A 5,106-nucleotide genomic window follows, 5' to 3' on the forward strand; every position below is an offset into this window, starting at 1 on the left:
GCCCTGATGAGCCCAACGTTCGACGTCGTGGAACTCGCCACGACCTATGCCAATAAATCCGCGCAGGACATCCTGAAACTGGCGTTTGCCGAGTTTGGCGATGACCTGTGGATATCTTTCAGCGGCGCCGAAGACGTGGTGCTGGTAGACATGGCCTGGAAGCTGAACAAGAACGTCAAGGTGTTCAGCCTCGACACCGGCCGCTTGCACCCGGAAACCTACCGCTTCATCGATCAGGTGCGCGAGCACTACAAGATCGACATCGAACTGGTGTCGCCGGACTACACGAAACTTGAACCGTTCGTGAAGGAAAAAGGCCTGTTCAGTTTTTACAAGGACGGCCATGGCGAATGCTGCGGTATCCGCAAGATCGAGCCACTACGCCGCAAACTGTCCACCGTAACCGCCTGGGCTACCGGCCAGCGCCGCGACCAAAGCCCCGGCACTCGCAGCGCCGTCGCCGTACTGGAAATCGACAGCGCGTTCTCTACTCCCGAGCGCACCCTGTACAAATTCAACCCGTTGGCGCAAATGACCAGCGAAGAGATCTGGGGCTACATCCGTATGCTGGAACTGCCATACAACAGCCTGCATGAGCGCGGGTTCATCAGCATTGGCTGCGAACCCTGCACTCGGCCAGTGCTGCCGAATCAGCATGAACGCGAAGGTCGCTGGTGGTGGGAAGAGGCAACGCAGAAAGAATGCGGGTTGCATGCGGGGAACATTATCAGCAAGTCCAAGGACTGATCCTCGCCTTGTGATATCCCCCGGTGGGAGCGCGCCTGCTCGCGATGACGGACTGAAATTCAACATCAAGCCGCTATCGCGAGCAGGTGGATCAGCGGCCTCACATTGTTCTAAAACGGCAACCGCGCCTGTAACCACAGCCGTGTCCCTTCGGACTTGTTTTTCGCGTCAAACTCCTCCTGCAACTTGGCAACCACGGCAAAGTCTTTGCTGAAGCGGTACATCGCGTAGGGCCCCAAGGCATCGACCGAACCGCGGTTACCGTTGCCATTGACCGATGCTCCATCAAGACTGGTCTCGTCATTCGCCCCAGCACTGGCAGATTGGCGTAGCAACGCAGATTTTAAAACGGTACATGGGTTGTCACCAAGCCTGGGGCGCTCTCTGCAGGTCCTGGCTACGAAACCTGCCTGAAATCACACTTACGAATAATGGATCCCTTATCCATCAAGCGTGGACAAAGTTCGATTATCGAACACTTTATAACAATACTTATCTTATTGTTTTTAAACATATTTTTTGTACAAATACAAAAAACAATGGATAAAGCTTTATAAATGCTCTTTTAAATGGATCCATATATTGATTGACTGGCACTGCACGGTGTCAGGTACTGCGCCTGCCCCGCTCATAAAAATAACAAGGGTGTCGTAATGAATGACTTCTCAATCGGGATCAAGCTTTGGCTTGTGCCCACCTACGTGTGCCTGCCTCGCTTGTCCTTTACTCAGCCTCATTTCGAGGGGCAGCCATGAGTGTCGATCTGAAGAGCGTGGTAGATGAGCGCCCCATGGCGCCGTTCCAATGGTTGGCCGTGGGCATCTGTATTGTTTTGAACATGATCGATGGCTTCGACGTGCTGGTGATGGCCTTCACGGCCTCCTCGGTGTCCGCCGAATGGGGCTTGAACGGCGCGCAGATCGGACTGCTGTTGAGTGCCGGACTGTTTGGTATGGCGGCAGGCTCTCTGTTTATCGCACCGTGGGCGGATCGCTATGGCCGTCGGCCATTGATCCTGTTTTGCCTGCTGCTCTCAGGGGCCGGCATGCTGTTGTCGGCACTGAGCCAGACGCCGGTGCAACTGGCGCTGCTGCGTGGGTTGACCGGCTTGGGTATCGGCGGAATCCTGGCCAGCAGCAACGTGATTGCCAGTGAATATGCAAACAAACGCTGGCGAGGCCTGGCGGTGAGCCTGCAATCCACCGGTTATGCCTTGGGTGCGACCTTGGGCGGGCTGTTGTCGGTGTGGCTGCTGACGCACTTTGGCTGGCGTTCGGTTTTCATATTCGGTGGAGCCGTGACCCTGGCGGTGATTCCACTGGTACTGATGTACTTGCCTGAGTCGTTGGACTTTCTGATCGCCCGCCGCCCCGAGAATGCCTTGGCACGCATCAATCGACTGGCCGCCCGCCTCGGCCAGCCAGCACTGCGCGAACTGCCCGTCGCAATCTCCGCGCCTATTTCAGGTCGTGGGCGCTTGGCGCAGTTGCTCTCGCCTGAATCACGGCGCACCACCCTGCTGATCTGGCTGCTGTTCTTCCTGGTGATGTTCGGCTTCTATTTCGTGATGAGCTGGACGCCGAAGCTGCTGGTCTCAGCAGGACTATCGGCACAGCAAGGCATCAGCGGCGGCGTGCTACTGAGCGTCGGCGGTATCTTCGGCGCGGCGCTGATTGGCGGCATGGCCTCGCGCTGGCGGCTGACCCGAGTGCTGTCACTGTTCATGCTGATTACCGCGGGCCTGCTGGTACTGTTCGTCGGTTCCGCTTCATCAGTATCAATGGCACTCGGCCTGGGCCTGTTGATCGGGCTCTTCGCCAACGGTTGCGTGGCCGGCTTGTACGCGCTATCGCCGATTGTCTACGACGCTTCAGTACGAACAACAGGAGTCGGTTGGGGCATCGGTATCGGACGCATCGGCGCGATCCTTTCGCCGACCGTCGCCGGTCTGTTGCTGGACAGCGGTTGGCAGCCACTGCACCTGTACGGGGTGTTTGCCGTGGTTTTCGTTATTGCCGCCGCCGTGTTGCTGCTACTCAAGCTCAACACTCAGGCGCAACCTGCTGCAGAGCTCAGCCACGCCTGACGCAATGCAAAGAGGTAGCGAGGCCTTGCCTCGCTACTGACTTCTACCCCAGGAATACAACAATAATGACTTACCTTGCTCTCCCCCGGGCCCTGCTCGGCGGTGCAATAGCGCTTGCCTTATTACCTTCAGCGTATGCCGAGAGCAGCGGCTTTTTCGAGGACTCGAAGACCAGTCTGTTGCTGCGAAATTACTATTTCAATCGTGACTACAACGATCCCGGCGCCAGCAAGAGCAAGGTAGAAGAATGGGCCCAGGGCGCGATCCTCAAGTTCAATTCCGGTTATACGCCTGGCGCACTGGGCTTTGGCCGAACCTGGGCTATTTCATCGACAACGATGACGGCAGCGCACGTATTGGCAACGTGCAAAGCAATACCGGCTACGGGCTGTTCTCGGCCAGTCTAGGTGGCCATACCTGTATCTGGGGCTGCAAAAGGTCAGCGGCGATACCAGCTGGATGTCCGTGTATGGCAGTAGCGGACGCACCCTGGGCAACGACATGTTCGACGGTAACTTCAGTAACGCCGACGAGCGTTCCTGGCAGGCTCGCTATGATTACAACTTCGTCGCCGACGGCATCCCCGGCTTGCTGCTGATGACCCGCTACGGTCACGGCGACAACGCCACCACAAAGGCGGGTAGCAATGGCAAGGAATGGGAACGTGACACCGAGGTCAGCTACACCCTGCAAAGTGGCCCGATGAAAAACCTTAGCGTGCGGGTCAACAACGCCACCAACCGTCGCAGCTTCAACAGTGATTTCGATCAGACCCGCGTGATCGTCAGCTACCCCCTGTCTCTCTGATCCTCCCGCCAGGGGCGCTAGTCGCCCCTGCATACCCACCTTCCTTGCGTTACTATGGCGAACCACTTTCTGGAAGTCGCCTGCATGAGCAAACCGGGTCAAATGGTGCTAGTCGCACTGCGCAAAATGATCGCCTCGGGAGAGCTGGCGGCTGGCGAACGGCTGATGGAGATCCCGACGGCGGAACGCTTCGGCGTCTCGCGCATGCCGGTGCGCATGGCCTTCCTTACTCTGGAACAGGAAGGTTTGCTGGTGCGCCATGGCGGAAGGGGCTATCAGGTGCGCTCGGTGAGTGCCGACGATATCGCCGGAGCCGTGGAGGTGCGTGGGGTACTGGAGGGGCTGGCCGCGCGGCAGAGCGCCGAACGCGGATTGAGCGAGCAAGCGCAGGCGGCGTTGCACGAATGTCTGGTGCAAGGCGATGCATTATTCGACAAAGGCTACGTGACAGAAGAAGACCTTGAGGCCTTCCATGACCTCAACATGCGCTTTCATCAGGTGATCGTCGAAAGCAGCGCCAACCCGGCCATTGCCGAAGCCCTGGCACGAAACGACCATCGCCCCTTCGCTTCAGTGTCAGCGCTCGCTATCGATCGTGAAGACATGGCACGCGAATACCGGCGCTTCAACTTCGCTCACATGCAACACCACTCGGTCTTCGACGCGCTGGTCAGTCGCCAGGGTGCACGCGCTGAAGCCATTATGCGTGAACACGCCAATGCGACCTTGCGTTACGCCGAGGTATTCGGCGCGATCAGCAATAGCGAACGGATGAAAGTGATCGCGCGCGGCGAATAATCGGCTCGTTCAAAGATCCAGCACCAATAGCGCTGATTTAGCCCTCGAACAGCAGGGCGTGAACTGATCATTGGCCGCTYGCTCTTCTTCGGTGAGGAACAGGTCACGGTGATCAGGCACCCCTTCCAGCACACGGGTCAGGCAGGTACCGCAGACGCCCTGTTCACAGGAAATTGCAATCTCGACACCGTGGCTTTCCAGCACCTGAACCACCGTCTTGTCGACTGGAATGTCGAACACCTGCTCGCTACTGCCAAGCTTGACTTGGAACGCCCCATCGCCACGGGTATCCACCGGCGCTGCGGCGAAGTATTCACGGTGCAACTGCCCATCGCTCCAACCTTTGGCCTTGGCGCTGTCGAGCACAAACTGCATGAACCCTGAAGGGCCACAGACATACAGGTGCAAGTCCGGCCCCGGATTAGCCAAGATCTTGGCGGCATCCAGACGCGAATCGGCTTCTTCATCGAAATGCAGGTGCACGCGATCAGAAAAGGATGCTCCTTTGAGTCGGTCGGCAAATGCCGCACGCTCACTGGAGCGAGCACAGTAGTGCAGCTCGAAATCGGCACCGCTGTGGGCCAGTTGCTCGGCCATGCAGAGAATCGGAGTGATGCCGATGCCACCAGCGAACAACAGGCTGCGCCGAGCCTCACCCACCAGCGGGA

5 protein-coding genes and 1 pseudogene are annotated in these 5,106 nt (G+C 58.0%); 4 read left to right on the top strand and 2 right to left on the bottom strand.

The window, feature by feature from the left end:
- Positions 1-6 precede the first annotated feature (6 nt).
- Positions 7-747, top strand: coding sequence for a phosphoadenylyl-sulfate reductase (locus AC1DRJ_RS18830; protein ID WP_477803482.1), 741 nt, complete (start codon positions 7-9; stop codon positions 745-747).
- A 110-nt stretch (positions 748-857) separates the two neighbouring features.
- Here AC1DRJ_RS18830 and AC1DRJ_RS18835 read toward each other — a convergent pair whose 3' ends face one another.
- Positions 858-1,082 (bottom strand): transporter, encoded by a 225-nt coding sequence (locus AC1DRJ_RS18835; protein WP_477803479.1) that lies wholly within the window; start codon positions 1,080-1,082, stop codon positions 858-860.
- 416 nt (positions 1,083-1,498) lie between these two features.
- On the opposite strand from AC1DRJ_RS18835, the gene AC1DRJ_RS18840 reads away from it, so the two are divergent.
- The 3 genes and pseudogenes from AC1DRJ_RS18840 (at position 1,499) to AC1DRJ_RS18850 (ending at position 4,438) form a co-directional block, all read left to right on the top strand.
- Positions 1,499-2,833, top strand: coding sequence for an MFS transporter (locus AC1DRJ_RS18840; protein WP_477803480.1), 1,335 nt, complete (start codon positions 1,499-1,501; stop codon positions 2,831-2,833).
- 65 nt (positions 2,834-2,898) lie between these two features.
- A pseudogene (locus AC1DRJ_RS18845) lies at positions 2,899-3,640 on the top strand (OprD family outer membrane porin).
- An 84-nt stretch (positions 3,641-3,724) separates the two neighbouring features.
- Positions 3,725-4,438 (top strand): GntR family transcriptional regulator, encoded by a 714-nt coding sequence (locus AC1DRJ_RS18850; protein ID WP_477792580.1) that lies wholly within the window; start codon positions 3,725-3,727, stop codon positions 4,436-4,438.
- 9 nt (positions 4,439-4,447) lie between these two features.
- Here AC1DRJ_RS18850 and AC1DRJ_RS18855 read toward each other — a convergent pair.
- Positions 4,448-5,106, bottom strand: a 659-nt coding sequence (locus AC1DRJ_RS18855; protein ID WP_477803481.1) for a PDR/VanB family oxidoreductase, incomplete at its 5' end; no start/stop codon positions are given.

Source organism: Pseudomonas sp. P5_B2, from assembly GCF_056400445.1.

What these genes read in the sequence shown, in the direction of transcription:
- AC1DRJ_RS18850 (WP_477792580.1), top strand. Translation starts at nt 3,725, where the DNA reads ATGAGCAAACCGGGTCAAATGGTGCTAGTCGCACTGCGCAAAATGATC.
- AC1DRJ_RS18830 (WP_477803482.1), top strand. Translation starts at nt 7, where the DNA reads ATGAGCCCAACGTTCGACGTCGTGGAACTCGCCACGACCTATGCCAAT.
- AC1DRJ_RS18840 (WP_477803480.1), top strand. Translation starts at nt 1,499, where the DNA reads ATGAGTGTCGATCTGAAGAGCGTGGTAGATGAGCGCCCCATGGCGCCG.